18 protein-coding genes are annotated in these 18045 nt (G+C 49.2%); 10 read left to right on the forward strand and 8 right to left on the reverse strand.

The genetic code is table 11. The annotated features are described in order from the left end of the window. The first annotated feature begins 102 nt into the window (after nt 1–102). From BM124_RS01280 to BM124_RS01305, 6 genes are all read left to right on the forward strand, one after another. Nucleotides 103–1071: a sugar-binding protein gene (locus BM124_RS01280; protein WP_093334834.1), complete on the forward strand. Its 969-nt coding sequence runs from the start codon at nt 103–105 to the stop codon at nt 1069–1071. After that, nucleotides 1068–2540 (forward strand): sensor histidine kinase, encoded by a 1473-nt coding sequence (locus BM124_RS01285; RefSeq protein WP_093334835.1) that lies wholly within the window; start codon nt 1068–1070, stop codon nt 2538–2540. Before BM124_RS01280 ends, BM124_RS01285 begins: the two co-directional genes overlap by 4 nt. Continuing rightward, nucleotides 2521–3924 carry a response regulator transcription factor gene (locus BM124_RS01290; RefSeq protein ID WP_093334836.1) on the forward strand — a complete coding sequence of 468 codons (1404 nt, stop codon included), beginning with the start codon at nt 2521–2523 and terminating at the stop codon, nt 3922–3924. Before BM124_RS01285 ends, BM124_RS01290 begins: the two co-directional genes overlap by 20 nt. Nucleotides 3925–4029: 105 nt before the next feature. Then, nucleotides 4030–5376: an ABC transporter substrate-binding protein gene (locus tag BM124_RS01295; RefSeq protein WP_425288493.1), complete on the forward strand. Its 1347-nt coding sequence runs from the start codon at nt 4030–4032 to the stop codon at nt 5374–5376. A 90-nt stretch (nt 5377–5466) separates the two neighbouring features. Beyond that, the gene (locus tag BM124_RS01300; protein WP_244504187.1) at nt 5467–6402 is read left to right on the forward strand and encodes a carbohydrate ABC transporter permease; all 936 of its coding nucleotides are present in this window, start codon (nt 5467–5469) and stop codon (nt 6400–6402) included. Next, entirely contained in the window at nt 6399–7220 is an 822-nt protein-coding gene (locus tag BM124_RS01305) for a carbohydrate ABC transporter permease (protein ID WP_093334839.1), read from the forward strand. Before BM124_RS01300 ends, BM124_RS01305 begins: the two co-directional genes overlap by 4 nt. 1054 nt (nt 7221–8274) lie before the next feature. Here the strand turns inward: BM124_RS01305 and BM124_RS01310 are convergent. Further along, a complete protein-coding gene (locus BM124_RS01310; RefSeq protein WP_093334867.1) occupies nt 8275–8805 on the reverse strand; it encodes a nitroreductase family protein in 531 nt (176 codons plus the stop codon). A gap of 122 nt (nt 8806–8927) precedes the next feature. Beyond that, the gene (locus BM124_RS01315) at nt 8928–9479 is read right to left on the reverse strand and encodes a GbsR/MarR family transcriptional regulator (RefSeq protein WP_093334840.1); all 552 of its coding nucleotides are present in this window, start codon (nt 9477–9479) and stop codon (nt 8928–8930) included. Nucleotides 9480–9834: 355 nt separating this feature from the next. Between BM124_RS01315 and BM124_RS01320 the strand changes: the two genes are divergently transcribed. The 3 genes from BM124_RS01320 (at nt 9835) to BM124_RS01330 (ending at nt 12971) form a co-directional block, all read left to right on the forward strand. Continuing rightward, a complete protein-coding gene (locus BM124_RS01320) occupies nt 9835–11034 on the forward strand; it encodes a quaternary amine ABC transporter ATP-binding protein (protein WP_093334841.1) in 1200 nt (399 codons plus the stop codon). Then, nucleotides 11027–11869 (forward strand): ABC transporter permease, encoded by an 843-nt coding sequence (locus BM124_RS01325; protein WP_093334842.1) that lies wholly within the window; start codon nt 11027–11029, stop codon nt 11867–11869. Before BM124_RS01320 ends, BM124_RS01325 begins: the two co-directional genes overlap by 8 nt. Nucleotides 11870–11963: 94 nt before the next feature. Next, nucleotides 11964–12971, forward strand: coding sequence for a glycine betaine ABC transporter substrate-binding protein (locus tag BM124_RS01330; protein WP_093334843.1), 1008 nt, complete (start codon nt 11964–11966; stop codon nt 12969–12971). Nucleotides 12972–13058: 87 nt separating this feature from the next. Here BM124_RS01330 and moaD read toward each other — a convergent pair whose 3' ends face one another. From moaD to moaA, 6 genes are read right to left on the reverse strand one after another with little or no spacing between them, the layout of a single operon-like run. Beyond that, entirely contained in the window at nt 13059–13292 is a 234-nt protein-coding gene (gene moaD, locus BM124_RS01335) for a molybdopterin converting factor subunit 1 (protein WP_093334844.1), read from the reverse strand. Beyond that, a complete protein-coding gene (locus BM124_RS01340) occupies nt 13285–13749 on the reverse strand; it encodes a molybdenum cofactor biosynthesis protein MoaE (RefSeq protein WP_093334845.1) in 465 nt (154 codons plus the stop codon). The genes moaD and BM124_RS01340 overlap by 8 nt, the downstream gene beginning before the upstream one ends. Further along, entirely contained in the window at nt 13703–14197 is a 495-nt protein-coding gene (locus BM124_RS01345; protein ID WP_244504188.1) for a molybdopterin-guanine dinucleotide biosynthesis protein B, read from the reverse strand. The genes BM124_RS01340 and BM124_RS01345 overlap by 47 nt, the downstream gene beginning before the upstream one ends. Before the next feature lie 29 nt (nt 14198–14226). Next, nucleotides 14227–15519, reverse strand: a complete 1293-nt coding sequence (locus BM124_RS01350) for a molybdopterin molybdotransferase MoeA (protein ID WP_093334847.1) — start codon at nt 15517–15519, stop codon at nt 14227–14229. Further along, nucleotides 15516–16568 (reverse strand): ThiF family adenylyltransferase, encoded by a 1053-nt coding sequence (locus tag BM124_RS01355; RefSeq protein WP_093334848.1) that lies wholly within the window; start codon nt 16566–16568, stop codon nt 15516–15518. Before BM124_RS01355 ends, BM124_RS01350 begins: the two co-directional genes overlap by 4 nt. Nucleotides 16569–16582: 14 nt before the next feature. After that, on the reverse strand, nt 16583–17599 hold the full coding sequence (gene moaA / locus BM124_RS01360) for a GTP 3',8-cyclase MoaA (protein WP_093334849.1): 1017 nt from the start codon (nt 17597–17599) through the stop codon (nt 16583–16585). 119 nt (nt 17600–17718) lie between these two features. Between moaA and BM124_RS18485 the strand changes: the two genes are divergently transcribed. Continuing rightward, the gene (locus tag BM124_RS18485; RefSeq protein WP_139217045.1) at nt 17719–17973 is read left to right on the forward strand and encodes a hypothetical protein; all 255 of its coding nucleotides are present in this window, start codon (nt 17719–17721) and stop codon (nt 17971–17973) included. Nucleotides 17974–18045 lie beyond the last annotated feature (72 nt).

Consider the following 18045-nt stretch of genomic DNA (forward strand, 5'->3'; position numbering starts at 1 on the left):
CCCGGGGGAATATGAAAAGGGAACATTCGTTTGTGAAGGGAAGGGAAAAAACGGGGGTTGTCGAAAGAATAAGATAGACAGAAAAAAAAGAGGGGGAACAGAATGAACCGGGGAAAACGAGCGGTGTTATACGCCGGGGGAGGTTTAGCATTCGGGCTCTGCTTTTTGCTCATGCTTTATTACGGGAAGGAAACGTTCTATGTAGAGGGGACAAAAACGGTATCCACTGTGTATGACTACCACGTCGTTTTGTTAGTCGAGGAAACCGGCAATGAGTACTGGCGTATGGTCGAAAAACACGCACAGCAGACAGCAGAGGAACATGATATCTATCTGGAGAGTATCGGACCGGAAAAAGCAGATCGCTCGGAAATGCTTCGCACGATGGATCAGATGATTGCAGCGGAAGTGGACGGTATTTTAACGCAGGGTCTGCCTGGTCCGAGGTTCAGGAACCTTGTTGAAAAGGCCGAAGAAAAAGGAATTCCGGTGCTAACCGTTGACAGCGATCGTCCGGATAGTGAACGGAGTGCCTATATCGGAACAGATAACGTGGAGGCAGGGCGTCTGGCTGGAGAGGAACTGCTCCGCGCCACAGAGGGGGAACAGCATGTCGGAATTATTACGGGGAATCTGGAATCATTGAATCAAAAGGAGCGGATCAGAGGCTTTGAAGAAGCAGTGGCAGGCCGGGACAGGGTGGAGGTCGTGGCTGTGCGTGAATCGAATATTTCCGAAGTGGGAGCGGCAGAAGCGGCTTACACGATGATAAAACAGCATTCGGATATTAACGCCTTGTTCGGTACAAGTGCGCTGGATGGAATTGGGATGGTTCAGGGAGTGGAAGATATTAAGGTAGAGGGGAGGCCTTATATGCTGGCTTTTGATATTCTGCCGGAGACGATGAAGCTGCTTGAAGAAGGAAGGCTGGACGCCACGATTGCCCAGTACCCGGAACGAATGGGGGAAAAGGGAATCGAAATCATGATTGAGGTGCTGGAAGAGGGGTATACCGATCCCGTTCACCATACGAAAACAAAAGTTATCCGGCGGGGGGATGGGACATCTTGAAAAATATATTTACTTCCATACGGGGGAAACTGCTGTTCTATTTTTTCGTATTCATTTTATTATTTAATATTGTTTCCGTTTCGATTTATATCAGCTCAAGCCGGTTGATGGATGAATATAATACCAGTTTTGAACGATTTTTGATTTTTAATGCTGTTTCCCAGCAGGCGGACGCTCTTTACGAAGATACGAACGCTTATGTCCGTGATCCATCACGAGAGAACCTGAATGCCTATTACACCGGTCGTGCGGAATTAAGAGAACAGGCATCCAGACTGGAGCAAAGCAGAACGGCAAAAGGTGGGATTCAGGATTCGAATTACCGGAATCTGATTGATTCTTTGATCGAAAACAGTGAAATCACCGTCGGTTTCGTTCTTCAGGATGATATTGAACGTTACACGACTTATCTGCAGGAGACGAGGAACACAGCGTCTTATATTCAGGAGAATACGCTGAAACTCATAGACAGGGAGTTGACTGAATATCAACAGTTTTATGCGGATCTGCAGCAAAGAAACGAAGCATTTGGGATCTTTACGATGTTTTTGTTTCTGACGACGGTTATGATTGCCGTTTTCTTTGCGTTCTGGTTCGCAGCCGGGTTGAACCGCCCGTTGCAGCAGCTTTCAGAAGCCGCGGCGGAAGTGTCGGGAGGGAATTTTGAAGGAGATGCGGTCCGGATTCAGTCCAATGATGAAATGAAACTGCTGGGTGATACGTTTAATCAAATGCGCGAAGACATCAGCACGTACGTAGAGGAAATGAAGGAGAAAGCAGAAATGGACAGGCTGATGAAAGAGCTGGAACTAAAGCATCTGCAAAATCAAATGAATCCGCATTTTTTGTTCAATACATTGAATACGGTTTCAAAAATGGCGTATCTGGAGGAAGCGGATCTTACATCGCAGCTCATGGAATCTGTGTCGGTACTCCTTCGGTATAATCTTGGAAACATGGATAAGGCGGTGACCCTGCAGGAAGAAGTGAATGCGGTGGAAAGTTATTTTCATATCCAGGAAACACGGTTCCAGGGCAGGGTGTCCTTTCAGCTGGATATGGAGCAGGATGTGCTGCCGGTTCGTGTGCCGCGTCTGTTTCTGCAGCCCCTTGTTGAAAATGCCTTTATTCACGGAGTGGAACCTTTGGAAGAGGGCGGCACGATTACGGTCCGGATCTATGACGAAGCAGAGCAGGCGGTGGTGGAAGTGGTGGATGACGGCATTGGAATGACTGAACACCAGATGCAGCATATGTTTGACCCGGATAAACCGGAAGAAGACCATGTTGGACATTCCACCGGGCTGGGACTGGTGAATGTACGCCGGCGGCTGCAGTTGTTCTATCAGACAGAAAAGGTGATGGATATTACATCAGTACAAAACAGCGGCACCTGTATCCGGCTGTTTCTGCCGAAACAAGGACCACTTTCCGGAAAGGAGGAGCAGGATGAACGTAATGATTGCTGAAGACGAGCTGCTGGAGCGTAAAGCCATGCGCCGTTTTCTCGAAGAACAGTTTTCGTCCCTTGTCGTTACTGCCGAAGCAGTGAATGGAAGAATGGCGGTGGAACTTGCAGCAACGCATGAACCGGATATTATTTTGATGGATATCAAAATGCCGGGAATTGATGGCATGCAGGCAGTGGAACGTATTCAGACGTTTCTGCCATCGGTCCACTTCATCATGGTCACAGCCTATGATTCGTTTGATTATGCGAAGCAGGCGATGAAACTGGGGGTGAGGGAATATATTCTAAAACCGGGCAAAAAAGAAGAAACAATAGAAGCGGTTCAGCGTGTGATGGATAATATTTTGGAAGAAAGGGAGCAGCACAAACAAAAAGAACACAACATAAAACTCGCAAAGCAGCTGCTGCTTTCCTATATCATTCAGGATGCACCGGGGATGACCAACCTGCTGAACGAATTGTATCCAGGGATGGAATCCGGCTTTTTTCTCGTAATCGAAAAGCAGCATAACGAGGCGTTTACTCTTCCCGCGGAGGAACTAAGTACATGGACAGCGGATGATGCGATTGTGAATCAGGAAGAAGGGCGGCAGCTCATCGTTTGCATAATGAGCAGCAGGCACCTGCCTTCCGATGAACCGCTGCGGCTCGCCAAGAGGATCCAGTACGAACGCGGGAGTGCTTTTTTGATTGGAACAGGGAAGCCCTCAACGAATAAGGGAACCCTCTCCCGCTCCTACGTGGAAGCCCTCGTTCACCTTCAGAAAAGCAAAGAAAACGAAAACGTGTTGGAGTATGAGACGCATGATACGCTGGAAAGGATCCGGGAAGCTGTGCAGGAAGCCGATATCCAAAGGGCAATGCCGCCTATGCTGCAGCTCATGGATCGTCCTGAGAAAGACAGGAAGATGGAGGAGCTGTATTACAGTATCAAACAGATACTGAATGACAGACGTATAGACGCACCCGGTAAAGATCCAGACGATATGGACAGCGCTGAAGACTGGTTCGAACTGATTCGGTGGAGCTGTATGAAAATCAGACAGCACTACCGCTCCCTGAACAAAATGGAACGGACGAAAGCATGGATTGATGAAAATCCCCAAGCTTCATTAACGCTCGAAGATGCGGCAGCACATGCGGGAATAAGCGCTTCTTATTTCTCGCAGTTGTTCAAAACAACAACGGGAGAAAACCTGACCGATTATGTCACCCGCCATAGACTCGAAAAAGCAGTCGAGTTGTTAAAGAAACAGGCATACAGTTTAAAAGAAATAAGTTATATGGTCGGTTACAAAGATCCAAACTATTTCAGCCGCGTGTTTAAAAAACACTATGCACTTTCTCCGAAACAGTATCAAAACACCATCTTAAAAAAATGAAGATATTCGTAAGAATGTACAGATTGTTTATCTTATAGAAACAGGCTGTCACCCATTATAATATTATATGTAAACGGTAACAAAATTCATGAAAAAAGGGGGATCATCATGAAAAAAGGAATGTGGTGGATGGGTCTGCTGGGACTTATTTTGATTATTGCTGCCTGCGGCTCCGGAAGTTCGGGGACAGAAGAAAGCGGTGGAGAAGCCGGTGAACAACAGAGTGGTGAAACCAAAGAGAGCAGCGGAAATGAGGAAGCAGCCGCCGGAAATAGTTCCGAGGCGGATCTTGAAATCTTCAGCTGGTGGACCGGAGCCGGGGAAGAAGCTGGTCTGAATGCGCTCATTGACTTATTTCAGGAAAAGCATCCGGACATAACAGTGGAAAATGCAGCTGTCGCGGGAGGAGCCGGAACAAATGCCAAAGCAGTACTTGCTACGAGAATGCAGGGAAATGATCCGCCTTCCACTTTCCAGGTTCATGCCGGCGCGGAGCTGAATGAGAGCTGGGTGGCAGCGGATAAGATGGAGCCGCTGAACGATTTTTACGAAGAAGAAGGGCTGATGGATAAATTTCCGCAGGAACTGATTGATATGGTCAGTCAGAATAGAAATATTTATTCTGTCCCAGTCAACATTCACCGGGGCAATGTGATTTTTTACAACATGAGTGTCTTTGAAGAACACGGTCTTGAACCGCCAAAGACGTTCGAAGAGTTTATGGAGGTCGCTGATGAACTGCAGGCGGCCGGCGTGACACCACTTGCTCTTGGAGATAAAGAGACTTGGCCGGCTACGCAGATTTTTGAAAACATTCTGCTTGGAACGCTTGGACCAGAGGATTATCAGGCACTGTGGGATGGAGACATAGCGTTTGACGATGAGCGGGTGGTAGAGGCAGCCGAAACGTTCAAGCAGATGCTCGGCTATGTCAATGAAGATCATGCATCCCGTAACTGGCAGGATTCGGCGCAGCTCGTCAGCGAAGGCAAAGCAGCTATGATTAATATGGGGGACTGGGCGAAAGGATACTTCAGCAATGATTTGGAGATGGAAGTAAATGAAGATTTCGGCTACTTCACATTCCCTGAAACAGAAGGAAATTTCATGGTGATTTCGGACACATTCGGGCTTCCAAGCGGTGTGGAAAATGAGGACCAGGTGAAGGAATTCCTGGCGCTGCTTGGATCCGTGGAAGGGCAGGACACGTTTAATCCTTTGAAAGGTTCTATACCGGCCCGGGTGGATGCAGATGAGAGCAACTATGATGAGTATGGGACTGATACGATCGAGGATTTCCGTGAAGCCAGCCTGGCACCAAGTCTTGCCCACGGATCGGCGGCGTCGGAAGGATACTTGACCAAAGCGAATCAAGCGGTAAATATCTTCGTGACGCAGGGGGATACAAACAGGCTGCTCCAATCACTGGAAAACGCCCGTTCCGCGCAATAACGTGACGTACAGGGTCCGGCCCTTCTCTTTAGAACGGCCGGACTTTTTTACCTCAGGGGGAACGCAGGACGATAGGGGGAGAGGATGATTATGGCTGGAAAAACGGCGCACAAAAAACGTATAACACGGGATCAATGGACAGCGGCTGCTTTTCTCGCCCCTTCACTGATTCTGATCGCCGTATTTGTCTATGGATTTATCAGCTGGACGGGGTACGTTTCTTTCAGTAACTGGAATACGTTAACTCCTGATTTTTCATTTGCCGGCTTATCAAACTATTTATATTTATTCCGTGATTTCCGTTTTCAGGCGGATCTTCGGAATACGCTGTTTTTCACCTTGTTTTTTATCGGGATGGTTATAGTGCTCGGTATGGGGATTGCGATTCTTCTGGATCAGAAACTGAAAGGTGAATCGATATTCCGCAATATTTTTCTGTTTCCGATGGCGTTGTCATTTGTCGTTACCGGTGTGGTATGGCAGTGGCTGCTGAATCCTTCCACCGGTTTCAATCAGTTTCTTAAAGTATTTGGTATACAGCCGCGTTGGTACACGGATACAAATATTCTGGCTGGATTTCAGTGGGGGGCGATTGAGTTTGGTCTGCCGGTGGCGATCCTGGCTGTCGTTATTGCGGCGGTCTGGCAGATGACCGGTTTTTCGCTCGCAATGTATCTTGCCGGTCTCCGGGGGATACCGGATGAACTCCGGGAGGCAGCACGCGTAGATGGAGCAAGTGAAGGACAGGTCTACCGGAGAGTGGTCATTCCGATGCTGATGCCGATTACAGTAAGTGTTGTTATTATTATGGCGCACATTTCCCTGAAAATTTTTGACCTCGTCTATGCGATGACAGGGTCGGGAGCGAATTTTGTAACCGATGTGCCAGGTGTTTATATGTTCGAAACGACGTTTCGTGGAAACTATTACGCCCAGGGAGCAGCCATTGCGATTATGATGCTTGTGCTGGTTGCGGTCTTCATTGTGCCGTATCTCTGGTATAACCGGAAGGGGGAAAACGGATGACAGCGCTGCGATGGACGAATTTCTTCAGATACGCGGTACTGCTGGCTCTGGCTGTTGTCTTTTTGTCCCCGGTTTACGTGATTATCGTGACGAGCTTAAAGCCGCTCGAAGATGTATCATTAAGTACGATGTGGGAACTGCCGGCAAGCATTGATTTCACCAGTTACAGCAGAGCATTTATGGAACTTGCTCCGAATGTGATGAACAGCTTTTACCTCGTCATACCGGCCACACTGTTGTCGGCACTGTTTGGAGCGATGAACGGTTATGTGCTGTCGAAGTGGAAGTTTAAAGGGTCTGAGTTATTATTTACGCTTATGCTGTTTGGAATGTTCATTCCTTATCAGAGTATTTTAATTCCGCTGATTCAGTTTCTGCGCACGATTGATCTTTACAATACAATCTGGGGGCTTATTTTAACTCACGTTGTGTATGGTCTTCCGATTACGACTCTCATGTTCCGAAACTTCTACGCGAGTATTCCAGACACCATGATTGAAGCGGCCAAAATAGACGGCGCAGGTTTTCTTGGGATTTTTAGAAGAATCATGATTCCGCTCTCCATTACAGGGTTTGTTGTTGTTGCCATTTGGCAGTTCACAAATATATGGAATGAATTTCTGTTTGCCGTGACCATCACCAACTCGGACAGTCAGCCGGTGATGGTGGCCCTGCAGAATTTATCCGGGAGCCAGATTGTGGAGTGGAACGTGCAGATGGCCGGCGCGCTTCTTGCTGCGATGCCGACACTGCTTGTCTATATTCTTCTCGGAAAATATTTTGTAAGAGGACTGCTCGCGGGTTCTGTGAAAGGGTAGGAAGAAAACGAGTCTGGGACAAAAGTAAAATAGGCGGAGGAAAACACGAATGTCCTGCGGCGTTGTTCAACAGCCGTACTGCAGAAGAGCCAACATGCTTCGACTCCTGCTCCGAACAGCACGGGTCGTGGGTGCCCCGCAGGATATGCGGTCAGGTCGGCGACCGCACGTGACGTGCTTCCACAGGATAATAACGTTTATGGGGGCACAGAACCCTCTAAAGTGCTTCGGGAACCATTCATAGTGACGTTTAAGCTCTAAAGTGCCTTAGGGACTATTTCTCTCCCTTTTCACGCAGCGGCAGGCGCTCTTTGCTGCATCGGACCGTTTATTTTCCCGGCTGAACGCAGCCTCGATTCGTTCATAATGACGTTTACCGGGGCACGAAAAACTCTAAAGTGCTTTCGGAATCATTCATAGTGACGTTCAAGGGTGAACCAGGTGCTCTAAAGTGCCTCGGGCGTTATGCCGAACGACGTTTGAGAGGCTGCGTGATACCCTAAAGTGCCTTGGGACCATTCCCAACGAAGTCCGTCCACCCAATCTGAACACAACAAACAAATTCCTGCATTTTCTGCATCCGTACGGCCGGAGCAGCTCAGGTGCGGTTTCGACAAGCAGCTGATCCGATAGGACCGCGGCCGCGAGCCGTGCCCACGGCATAGAAGACACGATGAGCGCCAGCGAATCGATGCCGCCCTTGTACTCTGGAGTAAAAGCGAAGTATGTTGGCGCAGCGGTTGATCTCAGGAACGAAAAATTCCGAACGATTCATTTAAGAATCGTTCGGAATTTTTGTTTTGCATTCTACACCGCTTCGTCAAAACACTTCGCTTTCCGTGGGCACGGCTCAAGCCTCCTCGGAAGAACCCCACTTCCTGCGGGGTCTTGAGACTCGTGCTGTTCCCACAGGAGTCTACGTGTTTTGACTACGCTATTATAGGAGTACTTCTTAACCTGGATTTTAAATGTTCGGTTTTTCATCAATGTTATTCCCTTTTGTCCCGGACTCATTTTTCTATCTTATAAAGATTTTGTTCCAGTCCCGTTTTAATCATGAACTCTGAAATGTTTCGTGATGCACAAGTCCGCTGTTTTCGGGCGGTGTTTTGGCTCCGGGGTGGGAGGCCGGCCAGCCAAATCCGAGAATGGCGGTAATGTGTCTGTCCTTCGGGATATCGAGAACACGGCGGACGAAGTTTTCCCGCTTTTCTGTTTCTTCGGCATCTTGAGCGTGATATACAGCTCCGAACGCCCCGCCGAGATCTTCGTTTACAGCGGCCAGCCACAAAAATCCACAGGCAATGGAGGAATCCTGCAGCCAGTATTTGCTGATATCCGGCCGGCCGGTAACAACGAAAGCGGCATCGGCGTTCTTTACCCAGGACAAGGCGGCCGGGGTGTCGGCAAGATGTGCCAATGTATCTTTATTCCGGACGACAATGAACTCGCGGGAAGGAAGATTGTTGCCGGATGGAGAAAGAACGGCAGCATCCATTAACCGTTGCATGACATCCGCCGGAATGGGTGTGTCTTTAAATTCCGTGATTTCACGCCGGTTCTGTATGATGTCATGTAATTCCAACAGGAGCACCCCCTTTCCTCCTACGAAAAAATGATTGTCTCATTCAGCATAACATAATATGCATAATATATATATTAATAACAGATAGAACAAAAGAGCTGTGCCTATGGACGCAGCTCTCTTTATTTCTTTGGTACGATATCAAATATATCTCCGTTTTCGAAAAGCGTGATGACGTTATCCAGCCATCTATAGTAGCGGAGAGCGTAGTCCAGTTTCTCCAGATCGCGGCTGATCTGTTTCTGCAGTCTGTTGTCCCCGGTTTTTTGTTTCAGATGCTCCAGCTGATCTTTGGCATCGAGGGCTGCTTTGTGGTTATTGTCGGCTGCTTCCCGCCAGCGGTTCACAAAGACACATGTAAACGACTGGTACCAGTCAGCCTCTGCCACATACAGATCTTTACGCACTCCTTTTTCCCAGACACGGGTCAGCATGGAAGCATCCGTCAACTGCCGTACCCCTGTACTCATACTTGTTTTACTCATTTCAAGTTCTCTGCTCATTTCATCCAACGTCATTGGATAGTCAGAGAAAAAAACAGATCCGTACAATCTGCCGTTCGTTTCCGTAATATTGTACAACCCCATATTCTGCGCCATAACGGATATAAAGCGGTGCCGGATGTCCTGCAGTTCATACCAGCCCGCAGATTGTCCATTCTCGTGTTCTGCCATTGTGGTTCCCCTTTCTCCCAGTTGGACAGTGCCACCGCAGTCATATCTAATTCGTTAGACAAATCTTAACAGACAGATAAGAAAAGGCAAAACAGAGCATAAGAGAGCAATATTGTCGATAGAAAGAGCCATTTGTAGAAACAAGCATGTGAAATCCGTACAGTTTGTACTTTACGATTTAAATAAACTTCAGACGATTCATACGCTGTTTGATACTTTCTGCCCGGTAGCGTATAGTAAAAAGAGTCATTGCAATTTTATGAATAATGTCCTATTGCCCTGCATTGTCATGACATATATTCATTTAACGCAGCGCAGCTGTCATAGGCTATATTAAACAAAGAGGTGGAAGATAGTGCCCGTTATTAAAGTGGAAAGCTTATCGAAAGTATTTGGGAAACACCCCGAGCGAGCACTGAAACTATTGGACGAGAACAAGTCTAAAGAAGAAATTTTAGAAGAAACAGGAAACACGGTCGGGGTGAACAGAGCATCATTTGAAGTAGAGGAAGGCGAAGTATTCGTCATCATGGGTTTATCCGGAAGTGGTAAATCAACGCTTGTCCGGCTGCTGAACCGCTTGATCGAACCGACGGAAGGCAACGTCTATGTAGAAGAAGAGAACCTGGCCACGATGGATAAAGAATCCCTTCGCAAAATCCGGCGGGAAAAAATGAGCATGGTATTTCAGCGTTTTGCGCTCTTCCCGCATAGAACCGTACTGTCCAACACGGAATTCGGTCTTGAAATCCAGGGTGTTGACAAAGCGGAGCGTCGTGAAAAAGCGGAAAAAGCACTGGAACTTGTCGGACTGGGCGGCTATATACACCAGACACCGGGACAACTTTCCGGGGGGATGCAGCAGCGTGTCGGGCTTGCCCGCGCACTAACGAATGATCCTCAGGTACTGTTGATGGACGAAGCATTTTCTGCACTCGACCCGCTTATCCGTAAAGAGATGCAGGATGAACTGCTCGATCTGCAGGAAACGATGAAAAAGACCATTATCTTCATTACACACGATTTGGATGAAGCACTGCGTATCGGCGACCGCATCGCTCTGATGAAAGACGGTTCCATTGTGCAGATCGGTACACCGGAAGACATTCTTGTGAATCCGGCCAACGATTATGTGGAGAAATTCGTGGAGGACGTCGACCGCTCGAAAATATTAACCGCTGAACATATTATGAAACGTCCGGAGACAGTTGATATTGATAAACACGGTCCCCGGGTGGCACTTGAAAGAATGCGGGAAGAAGGCCTTTCCAGTATCTACGTCACCGACCGCCGGCGTACGCTGAAAGGGTATGTTTCCGCTGACACAGCATCAAAAGCCCGTAATGAAGATGTACGCAATATCAGTGAAATACTCAATACAGATGTTCCTACTGTAGATAAAGACACATCTTTAAATGAAATTTTTGAACAGATTTACGATTCTCCGGTCCCTATTGCGGTCGTGGAGGATGGAAAACTGCTGGGAGTGATTGTCCGGGGTGCCGTTATCGGCGCACTGGCAGGAGAGAATGGAGTGACGACAGAAAATGCTTGACTTTATGGAAAATGTTCCAGTAATACCCTTAGCAGAGGGAGTAAGCTGGCTGACAGATCGAATTACAGAGATTTTTTCGTTTATCTTTGAACCAATACAGAATCAATTCGGGGCGTTTATGGAGTGGACATCCGGACAGCTGGCTTCCATTCCACCGATTATTGTCATTCTGCTTGTTGTAATCGGCGCATTTTTTGCAAGTGGAAAGAAATTCGGCCTGGCCGCCTTTTCTCTTGTAGGGCTGCTGCTCATTTACAACCAGGAATCCTGGGAACAATTGATGTCCACGTTCACCCTGGTTCTGATTTCCAGTCTGTTGTGTGTGATTATCGGCGTTCCTATCGGTATTCTCATGTCCAAAAGCAGAATCGCGCAGGCAATTATTACCCCTATTCTTGACTTCATGCAGACGATGCCGGCCTTTGTTTACCTGATTCCGGCGGTTGCCTTTTTCAGTATCGGAATGGTGCCGGGTGTTTTTGCATCGCTTGTCTTTGCCACCCCGCCGACCGTACGTTTTACGAACCTTGGTATCAGACAGGTGTCCGAGGAGCTCATTGAAGCGTCCGAATCGTTTGGAAGTACCGGTTCACAGAAACTGTTTAAGGTAGAGATGCCGATGGCGAAACAAACCATTATGGCAGGTATTAACCAGACGGTTATGCTCGCCCTTTCGATGGTTGTTATTGCTTCTATGATCGGAGCGCCGGGACTTGGAAGAGACGTTCTTTCCTCCCTGCAGCGCGCTGAAGTCGGAACAGGGTTTGTGGCAGGACTCGGTATTGTTATTCTTGCGATCATTATCGACCGCTTCACACAGAGCTTAAATAAATAAGAAGCATTACATGTTTCATTTATGATTAAGGTGGCAGCTTTTCTATCATGAAAAGTTAACCATATAAACCAATTTTAAGGGGGAAATTTCAATAATGTTGAAATTAAAATGGAAACGTCTAGGACTAGCTGTCGGACTTTCGCTGACACTTGCTGCTGCAGGCTGCGGCAGTGAAGAAGGATCAGGAAGTTCCGATGGTTCCAATGGTGGAGAATCCGGTGGATCAGGTGAAGAGACAGACAGTGGTTCCGGCAGTGAAAGCTCAGAAGGAAGCAGTGAAGGCGAAAGCTCAGGTTCCACTAACTACGGGGAAAAGATGGATTACCAGATTACTGGAATTGAAGCGGGTGCCGGCGTTGTGGGAGCCGCGGAAACAGCAGTGGAAACATACGACAGTCTTGCAGGCTGGGAAGTAGCAACTTCATCAAGTGGTGCGATGACAACAGCGCTTGGGGAAGCTATCGATAACGAAGAACCAATCATTGTAACCGGCTGGAGTCCGCACTGGAAATTCCAGCAGTATGACCTGAAATACCTTGAAGATCCGGAGAATGTATTCGGAGATGCTGAGAATATTAAGACGATGGTGCGTCAGGGTCTGGAAGAAGACATGCCGAACGCATACACCGTGCTTGACCAGTTCCAGTGGGACGAAGAATCGATGAACAGTGTTATGCTTAACATTCAAGATGGTGCTTCACCGGAAGAGGCAGCGGCTTCTTTCGTTGAAGAAAACCAGGATATGGTCAGCTCCTGGAAAGAAGGTGCCGAGCAGGTAGACGGCAAGGAGATTGAACTCGTTTACGTGGAATGGGAAACAGAAGTGGCTTCCACTCACGTCGTAGGCGAAGTTCTCTCCAATATGGGATTTGAAGTCACTACAACTCCGCTTGACAACGCGGTAATGTGGCAGTCCATCGCCGGCGGAGAAGCTGACGGCATGGTGGCTGCATGGCTTCCGCTGACACACGGTGATCTTTATGAAGAGCATAAGGATAACCTTGTGGATCTTGGTAACAATCTCGAAGGTGTACGCACCGGTCTCGTCGTTCCGGAATACATGGATGTTAATTCCATCGAGGATCTGACACCGGCTGAATAATGGTCATGAAAAAGGAGCTCTCCCATTTGGGAACGAGCTCCTTTTTTCGTACCGGACTGCCGGTCCTTATGAGTGGAGGACACCGGTTTATCCGCCGCTGACCGGCGGGATAAACGCAATAGTATCCCCTTCCGTTACCTTTGTATCATCTGTAGTGAATTCCTCATTGACGGCGGTCATCGTCCGGTTTAGTCCGGATAGACGATATTCTTTGTCGAGCCATTCTTTCAGTTCCTTAATCGTGCATCCCGCTTTTTCTACATGCAGGCTTTCCTGTCCGGCTTCTTCCCGAAGGCGGGCGAAAAACAGTATGTTAATCATGCGGCTTAGGACCTCCTTTTGAATAGGCGGTTGTTCCAAGCTGATCTCCGACCCAGGCAGTTCCATCTTCGTAAAATTCTTTTTTCCAGATCGGGACCAGTTCTTTGATACGTTCTATCATATACTCATTGGCTTCATAGGCAGCACGGCGGTGCGGAGAGGATACAGCGATGACGACGGCGGTATCCGTGATGTGGAGTTCGCCGACACGGTGGGTGACGGCGGCCTGTGTATCCGGCCATCTGTCCTGTACTTCACGTCCTATCTTTTCCAGCTGCCTGACAGCCATACTCTCGTACGCCGCGTACTGCAGTTTCCGGGTCCGCCGGCCGTTTGTCCATTCGCGCACGGTGCCGGCAAATGTCACGACGGCCCCGGCTTCCGGCCGTTTCACTTTAGCGGCGGTGTCATCAGCAGAAATCGGTTGGTTTGTGATTTCGAAGAGAGCCATTGTCATCTGCCACCTCCATTTCGTTCAAAATAAAATCAAGATAATGCTTATCGTCGGATCGAAAAAAACAGGGGACGTCTATTTTTTCCTGCAGGGAGATAGAAGTAACGGCACAGGTGACGTTGCTGCATTCACGGAGCAGAGAAATGTCACGGATGCTCTGCAGCAGCACTACTTTGGGATAATGCTCCTGTTTGTAACCTTCCACAAAGATTATATCAGGGTTGAAATAGCGATAAAACGTAAGCAGCTCCTGAAGATCCGGACTTGTATCCACCTCCAGCTGCAGCTGTCCGCTGCCGGATGCTGCGGCGAGAAAAGCCCCGGCCTGTTTATGGCGCATGCTGTCTTTAGGATGGGAATCCGGCCGTTTCAGATTTCCGGTGTGACCGTGATGTTTCAAAGCAGCGGTCTTCATACCGCTCCGGGCGGCGCGCTGAATCAGTTTTTCCATCAGTGTGGTTTTCCCGCTACCCTGGTATCCTACGACCTGTAAGACCGGACAATATTGTCCCATGGCCATTCACTGCCTTCCGCGGAATGAAGGAGTAATATATCGACATCCATTCCTTTTTCATAGCCTCTTGTTCCGCCTGGAAGGACAATCAAGGCGGACGCGTCCGACAGTGACGTAACGGAACTCGATTTATCCAGTCCGGCCGGATAGGCACTCCAGCCGCCATTTTCATCTTTTAACTCCGCTCTCACAAACCGCATAAATGGATTAGGTTTCGGAAAATCGGCTCCGAGCACGGCTTTTGTCTTTTTCAGGTGCGGGGCGGGGGAGCCGAGGACTTTTTGGATAACCGGCCTTACAAACAGTTCAAAGCCGACGTAACAGGCCGAAGGGTTCCCGGACAGGCCGTAAATCAGCTGCGGGCCGAGCGATGCAGCCGTTGTGACACTTCCCGGACGCATGCTGACCTTATTGAAGTGGACCGATGCCCCAAGTTCGTTCAGAATATCCGGAATGTAATCATAATCCCCGACAGACACGCCTCCGGTCGTCAGAAGAATATCAACGGAGTGGAGCGCTTTCTGCACGGTGGAGAGCGTTTCGTCAAAATCATCGGAAACCGTGCCGAATGACACAGCTTCTCCGCCAGCCTGTTCGATTTGAGCCATGATCATATAGGCGTTACTGTTTCGTATTTTTCCCTGCTGCAGTGGTTCGCGTATATCGAGCAGTTCGCTGCCGGTTGCGATGACGCCGATGTGCGGTTTTTGGACCGTTGGAACCTCTGCGTAACCAAAGGAGGCAAGCACGGCTGTCACACCCGGGTGAACGACTGTTCCGCGTTGTAAGACAGTTGTTCCCCGCTTTGTGTCTTCCCCCCGGAACGAGATATTGTCGTTTACGTGAAACGGTCGTTTCACGTCGATGTAATGATGACCATCCTTCTCATAGTCGTGCGCCAGTTCGAGCATAACGACAGCATCACAGCCATCCGGAATCGGTGCTCCGGTCATAATACGGACAGCCTCTCCCGCTTCCACGGTGCCGCCAAACACTGAGCCCGCACCGATATCCCCTGCGATGTGAAGAGATACCGGGTTATCCCTTGAAGCCTCAAGTGTGTCGTATGCACGCACAGCGAATCCGTCATACGGGGACCGGTCGAAGGGAGGGACGTCGTGATCCGCCTGGATATCCTGGGCGAGATAACGTCCGGATGCCTCCTGCAGATCCGTCCACTCCATTCTGCTTTCAATCCGGTGCTCCATGATTGCTGCGACAGCTTCCTGCACGGGCATTGGGGTTCTTTTTTCCATCATGTTTCCGGCTCCTTTTCTACAGTATAAGCTGCTTTTTCCACGTAGTGATGGTAAACGGCCTCTGCTTCCTCCGGGTTGTTCGTGCCGTGGATCAGAATACGGCCGTCGGTGAAAACGGCGAGCCGCAGTGACGGAAGCATGCACGTAAGCAGATGCTTGTTTTTTTTCACTTCTCCGTGCTGAGCGAGATGCTGCTCGAGCAGTGGAAAATTGTAATGAACGTCCGCTCCGGGATGAATATGCACCGTGTTGCTGCCGCATAAGGTTCGGATGCGGGAGCGGTTCTTTTTCCTGAGGTAAGGAAATTCCGGCGCAGTACCGCAGGAAGGACAGTTCTGCTGTTTCATGGAAGAAAAACCGAACGGCTGATGGGTGCCGTTCCATATATCAAACAGGACGAGCTTCTTGTGCAGGGCTTCGGTGTTTCCTGTTACCAGTTTCATCACTTCCGCTGTCTGAAGTGAGGCTGTCATCTGCACGGCCGGGGAGATAATGCCGGAAGCGTCACAGGTCATGGTGCCGTCCGGCATGCCCTGCATCAGGCAGTGCAGGCAGGGAGTTCTGCCGGGGAGGAAAAGGCAGCTCATTCCAACACTCCCGGCAGCCGCTCCAAACGCCCACGGTACGCCGTGTTTTTCGGCGGCGTCGTTCAAAATAAAACGAATGTCAAAGTTATCACTGCCATCAATCATGACGTCACACTGCGGGGCGAGTTTGTCGATCTGTTCGGGACCGGCATCGAGAACGTAGGCATGGATGCTCGTGAAGGAATTGATTTTCTGAAGCCGTTCCTTTGCCGCTTCGGCTTTTGGCACGGTACCGCCTGCATCACGTTCGGCATAGAGATTCTGGCGGTGAAGATTGGAGGGTTCCACGACATCCCGGTCTATCAAAGTGAGAGCCCCGACGCCGGCACGCACGAGCATTTCCGCACAGGCACTGCCGAGCGCTCCGCACCCCATGATTAAGACATGAGAAGACAGCAGCCGCTTCTGTCCTTCTTTGTTAATCGGCGCAAACTGTTCCTGCCTGCTGTAACGGTGTTCCATCCGGTTGTCTCCTTTCACCCGCCGATATAGGACATTTCGATTTTGCGGCGGTTCCGGACGGTTTCTTCCGTCCGTTCCTCTGAATATCTGTCGCGGCGCTGCTTCCAAATGGAAAAAAGCCTGTCCTCGAGGCCTTCTGTATCCGGATTATCTCCAAGGAAAGGACGGAGGTCATGCCCTTCTTCTGCGAAAAGACAGGTGTACAGCCGTCCGTCTGCGGAGATGCGGGCCCGGGTGCAGCTGGAGCAGAACGTATCGGATACCGAAGAAATGAAGCCGACTTCGGTGTTGGTGCCGTCGTAATGATACCGGTTGGCCGTTTCTCCGAAATACGCTTCTTCGACGGGGTGAAGAGGGGCCAGTTCCGTCAGCTTGTGATAGATTTCTTCTTTAGGAACGACGTCTTTGAAGTTCCAGCCGTTGGTCGTACCGACATCCATGTATTCTATAAAACGCAGCGTCACGCCCTGTTCTTTAAAATAGCGGGCCATCGGAAGGATATCATCATCATTTGCTCCGCGCTGCACGACCATGTTCACTTTCACCCCAAGACCTGCTTCCTGCGCCGCTTCAATCCCGTTGAGTACCGCCCGCGGTTTCATATTTCTGCCGTTCATTTTCTGAAAAATATGTTCGGTTACCGCATCGAGACTGATGTTCACACGGTCCAGCCCCGCCTCTTTCAGGTCCCGGGCCTGTTTCACAAGGAATACACCGTTTGTTGTTAAGGCAGTATCCGTAATCCCCGGCAGAGAGGAGAGCCTCTCCATTAAGGCTGGCAGGTCTTTTCGCAGCAGCGGTTCGCCGCCTGTAATTCTTAATTTTTCGACACCGAGCATTGTAAAGGAGCGCGTAAGTGTTTCGATGTCATCAAACGACAAAAGCTCCGTTTCTGTCATAAAGGGATAATCACTGCCGAATATTTCTTTTGGCATGCAGTAGGTGCAGCGGAAATTACAGCGGTCGATGACTGATATCCTCAAATCCCGCAGCGGCCGGTTTCTTGTGTCGGTTACCTGTTGTAGAGCCAATCTATCCCTCCTGCTTCCCTGTATATTCTATTCATTTTAACATGAATGAGAGGACGAGACAGGGTGATAGAGCGTAAAAATACGGATTGCCTGATAGAAAAACTGACAAGATAAGGGGGGTGGATTGGTGGACACTGTACCGCCGGGCAGCATACTTAGTGTCCACCGAGGCTGTGTTGGTGGACACTAGGACTCCCGGTACCGGCAGCTGGTGTCCATTGATTTCCACCGGCACCCACTACGTCCTGAATTCAGTGGCGCAGTGTCCACGAAATGGTGACCCGTGGACACTGCGTGCTTTCTTTTCGATGGCAGCGGCCGCGGCAGGAAGGTTCATTCATGATAAAAGAAGGGGCTGTATCAAAAGGTTGTGAAAAAATGACCTTTTACAGCTCCTTTTTCTATTTCATATACAAAAAAATCGCCTCTTTCGGTATAATGAAGTC

The sequence above is a fragment of the Salibacterium halotolerans genome, assembly GCF_900115625.1.
GTDB lineage: Bacteria > Bacillota > Bacilli > Bacillales > Marinococcaceae > Salibacterium > Salibacterium halotolerans.

Bases quoted from the DNA above. Each gene is read 5' to 3' on its own strand.
- BM124_RS01315 (WP_093334840.1), bottom strand. From the start codon at position 9,479: ATGGCAGAACACGAGAATGGACAATCTGCGGGCTGGTATGAACTGCAG.
- BM124_RS01325 (WP_093334842.1), top strand. From the start codon at position 11,027: ATGCTTGACTTTATGGAAAATGTTCCAGTAATACCCTTAGCAGAGGGA.
- BM124_RS01330 (WP_093334843.1), top strand. From the start codon at position 11,964: ATGTTGAAATTAAAATGGAAACGTCTAGGACTAGCTGTCGGACTTTCG.
- BM124_RS01290 (WP_093334836.1), top strand. From the start codon at position 2,521: ATGAACGTAATGATTGCTGAAGACGAGCTGCTGGAGCGTAAAGCCATG.
- BM124_RS01355 (WP_093334848.1), bottom strand. From the start codon at position 16,568: ATGGAACACCGTTACAGCAGGCAGGAACAGTTTGCGCCGATTAACAAA.
- BM124_RS01300 (WP_244504187.1), top strand. From the start codon at position 5,467: ATGGCTGGAAAAACGGCGCACAAAAAACGTATAACACGGGATCAATGG.
- BM124_RS01280 (WP_093334834.1), top strand. From the start codon at position 103: ATGAACCGGGGAAAACGAGCGGTGTTATACGCCGGGGGAGGTTTAGCA.
- moaD (WP_093334844.1), bottom strand. From the start codon at position 13,292: ATGATTAACATACTGTTTTTCGCCCGCCTTCGGGAAGAAGCCGGACAG.
- BM124_RS01340 (WP_093334845.1), bottom strand. From the start codon at position 13,749: ATGACAATGGCTCTCTTCGAAATCACAAACCAACCGATTTCTGCTGAT.
- BM124_RS01345 (WP_244504188.1), bottom strand. From the start codon at position 14,197: ATGGAAAAACTGATTCAGCGCGCCGCCCGGAGCGGTATGAAGACCGCT.
- BM124_RS01350 (WP_093334847.1), bottom strand. From the start codon at position 15,519: ATGATGGAAAAAAGAACCCCAATGCCCGTGCAGGAAGCTGTCGCAGCA.
- BM124_RS01305 (WP_093334839.1), top strand. From the start codon at position 6,399: ATGACAGCGCTGCGATGGACGAATTTCTTCAGATACGCGGTACTGCTG.